The 3,350-nt window shown below is 63.9% G+C and carries 4 protein-coding genes and 1 pseudogene; all 5 read left to right on the forward strand.

The genetic code is table 11. The features are described from left to right. Positions 1 to 937, forward strand: a 937-nt coding sequence (locus MKK53_RS07325; protein WP_243928038.1) for an ATP-binding protein, incomplete at its 5' end; no start/stop codon positions are given. A gap of 317 nt (positions 938 to 1,254) precedes the next feature. Beyond that, a complete protein-coding gene (locus MKK53_RS07330; protein ID WP_243928039.1) occupies positions 1,255 to 1,920 on the forward strand; it encodes a ParA family protein in 666 nt (221 codons plus the stop codon). Next, the gene (locus MKK53_RS07335) at positions 1,917 to 2,231 is read left to right on the forward strand and encodes a hypothetical protein (RefSeq protein WP_243928040.1); all 315 of its coding nucleotides are present in this window, start codon (positions 1,917 to 1,919) and stop codon (positions 2,229 to 2,231) included. The genes MKK53_RS07330 and MKK53_RS07335 overlap by 4 nt, the downstream gene beginning before the upstream one ends. A gap of 215 nt (positions 2,232 to 2,446) precedes the next feature. Then, positions 2,447 to 2,680, forward strand: coding sequence for a hypothetical protein (locus MKK53_RS07340; protein WP_243928041.1), 234 nt, complete (start codon positions 2,447 to 2,449; stop codon positions 2,678 to 2,680). Positions 2,681 to 2,787: 107 nt separating this feature from the next. Next, positions 2,788 to 3,350 (forward strand): annotated as a pseudogene (locus MKK53_RS07345) (site-specific integrase); the annotation flags it as partial.

Here is a 3,350-nt window from a genome sequence, read left to right on the forward strand (position 1 = left end):
ACGCCGGCAGGCACTCAAGCCAGAGGTGTTCGACGTCGGCGAGAGGATGCGCGGGATCGCGGAGATGCTCGATACTGTGACGGGCGCACGCGTCTACGTGGTCGCACAGGTGCCCGATGCTCCTTGCTTCGTCCGGGCGGACATAAGTCAGTTCGAGACCGCGCTCATCAACATGGCTGTCAACGCGCGCGATGCCATGGACGGGGGTGGAACACTCACCCTGCGCCTCGGCTGTCGGACGGCTCTTCCAGACATCCGCGGCCATGCCGGTTCGCACAAAGCCTTCGCCGCGGTCTCCCTCGTCGACACAGGTTCAGGCATCCCCCCGGACCTGCTCAGCCGGATCTTCGAGCCGTTCTTCACCACCAAGGAGGTCGGTAAAGGCACGGGGCTCGGTCTGTCGCAGGTGTTCGGCTTCGCCAAGCAATCGGGCGGCGACATCGACGTGGCCAGCACGGTTGGTGAAGGCACAACCTTCACCCTCTACCTACCGGAAGTCGAGCAAGAGGCAGTCCCGGCCCGTGTCCGTGGTCCCGACGGGGGCCTGACGCCTCTCGGCAAAAGGCAGCGCATCCTCGTCGTCGAGGACAACATCGGCGTCGGGCAGTTCGCGACCCAGATTCTTGAGGACCTGGGTTACCGACCGACCTGGGCGGCCAACGCCGAGGAGGCGTTGAACCTGTTGGGCGGCGACGGCAAAGGCTTCGACCTGGTGTTCACCGACGTGGTGATGCCAGGCATGGGTGGCGTAGAACTCGCCAAGGCCCTGCAGCGGCGGATACCGCATCTGCCGGTTGTCCTGGCATCCGGCTACAGCCACGTGCTGGCGCAGGAGGGCACGCACGGGTTCGAGCTGCTGCAGAAGCCATACTCGGCAGTGCAATTGGGCGACGTCCTGCACCGGCTCCTCAACCTTCATGCGAGGCGTTCGGTCTAATCAGGCCCGACTTCCGGCTTGGTCCGTGCGTTCGAGACCCCACGATGTCCGCTCTGATGCACCTGCCGTCCGCAAGCGGACCGGCCGGAAACCACCCAACACAGACATCCGCGCCACCGCCGGGCAGCCCCATCATCGAGGCTCGCCCGGCTTGCGCATCCCGGCCGCAAACGCGGCGTGACGCTGCAATTTTATAGCTTCGTAAAATTGCAAAATTGCAACGTCATGATCGCTCAACTTCATGGCGTCGCAGCTTCGTACTTTCTCAACGTCACAGCTTCATGTCATTGTGACTTCGCAGAAGCATGGCGTTGTGAATGAGAACCATCACCCTCGTGACCCAGAAGGGCGGCGCTGGGAAAACCACCGTTGCCACCTCGCTCGCCGTCGCTGCGCAGCAGACCGGCGAGACCGTCGCGGCCTTCGATCTCGATCCGCAGGGGTCGCTCGCGGAATGGGGGCGGATCCGAGCCAAGACCGAGCCCGGCAGCATCGCCGATCCGCGCCTACCGGTGGTCGAGCGCTTCCCCATGGAACGTCTCGCCAAGATGAAGGCGATGCTGGACGGCCTCGGCACCAAGGGCATCACCCTTGCCGTCCTCGACACGGCCGGCGCCGATAACCCGACGACACACGCAGCGATGGAGGCCTCGTCCTTCTGCCTCGTGCCGATCCGACCGACCCGCCTCGATCTGCTGGCGGTGCGAGCGACCGTCCAGGCGATCATGCGCAGCGGCAAGCCGTTCGCCTTCGTCCTGAACCAGTGCTCCACGATCCCGCGCAACAACCGGGCAAACGACACAGCCACGGGGCTGTCGTCCATCGGCTTCATGGCCGAACCGCTGCTGCTGCTGCGGAACGACTACCAGGACGCCTTCGCCTCCGGCATGGGCGTCACCGAGTACGCCCCGGACGGCAAGGCCGCCGACGAGGCGCGGCAGCTTTGGTCCTGGGTGAAGGCGCAGATGGAGACGAAGGAATGAGCCGGCGCGCTGCCCCCTCCATCTTCGACGCGGACAGCATGAGCGTCGAAGACCTGAAGGCCAAGGCTGAGGCCCCGGAGCCTCCGGCCGAACCGGAGCCTCGGAAGGTCGGTCGCCCCGCCAGGACGACGGCGAAGGCCAAGCCGACCCCGTTCTATCTGCACCCGGCAGTGAAGGAGGTCCTGCGGGACATCGCCTACCATAACCGCTGCAAGGAGCATGACCTGTTCGTGGAAGGCCTGGAACACGTCCTGCAGAAACACAGCTACCCGACCATCGCGGAGATCATCGCCAAGGCCGACAGGTCGTGACGTCACGATGCCATACCTTCACAGTTTCATGAATTCGCAGTTTTGCAAAATTATGAAACTGCGAATGTATGAATTTGCCCATCGCCATCCAACCCGCCCACGCGTAACTTTCGATAACGGTCATTCTCGAAAGTACTGCGTGGGTAGGATCGCAAGCGCAGTGAGGAAATGAAGCCGGGGCTACATTTGACTTGTGCGGGCCGGGGACGAAGAAGGTGCACGATGCGATTGCCTGTCGATGGATTGTTCCAACTTTGAGAGCCGGACCACAATACGCCCTCCTGGCTTGGATCACGACATGGGGTGCGATCATAGGGACTGTCTGGAACGCTCTCGCACATTCCAAAGAAATGCTGCTGATTAACCGGTTGCTGTTCGGCGCCGATACGGTCCTGATGCTGGCTTGGATGGTTGTGATCGTTCTTGAGAAGTCAGACGAAGAGCCATGACAGCAAACGCGCTTCCTTTGATCGCATCCGAAGGATCTCGAAGGCTTCCGACTGAGGCCGCCGCCATCGTCCGCACCTATCAGCGGGCCAGCAAAGCTGACGCGACCGTGCGCGCCTACACCGGCGACGCGCGGGTCTTTCAGGACTGGTGCGGGCAGTACGGGTTTCGCTCTCTGCCGGCGAGCGCCGAGGCCGTCGCGGGCTTCCTCGTCCACGAGGCCGAGGTTGGACGCTCGGCGTCCACTATCGGCCGGCGGCTGGCTGCGATCCGGTACGCGCACAAGCTGGCCGGCGTGGCGGACCCGACCGATGACGAAGGTGTCCGCGCCGCGATGAAGGGGATCCGGCGGCGGGTCGGCGTGGCGCCGACACAGAAGGCCGCCGCGACGGCGGACATTCTGGCAGCGCTCTTGATGCGGACGCCCGATACCCTGGCTGGAAAGCGGGATCGGGCGTTGCTCGCGCTGGGCTTCGCAGGTGCTTTCCGCCGCTCCGAGCTTGTCGCTCTCGATGTGGAAGATCTCCGAGAAGATCCCGAGGGCCTGCGGGTGATGGTCCGGCGGTCGAAGGTGGATCAGGAGGGCAGGGGGTTCGAGAAGGCGATCCCACATGGCCGCTTCATCCGGCCGGTCGCCTTGGTGCGCGAATGGCTCGACGCGGCGGGCATTAA

Origin of the sequence: Methylobacterium sp. J-076 (assembly GCF_022829405.1) — a bacterium.
GTDB lineage: Bacteria > Pseudomonadota > Alphaproteobacteria > Rhizobiales > Beijerinckiaceae > Methylobacterium.

Bases quoted from the DNA above. Each gene is read 5' to 3' on its own strand.
- MKK53_RS07330 (WP_243928039.1), top strand. From the start codon at position 1,255: ATGAGAACCATCACCCTCGTGACCCAGAAGGGCGGCGCTGGGAAAACC.
- MKK53_RS07335 (WP_243928040.1), top strand. From the start codon at position 1,917: ATGAGCCGGCGCGCTGCCCCCTCCATCTTCGACGCGGACAGCATGAGC.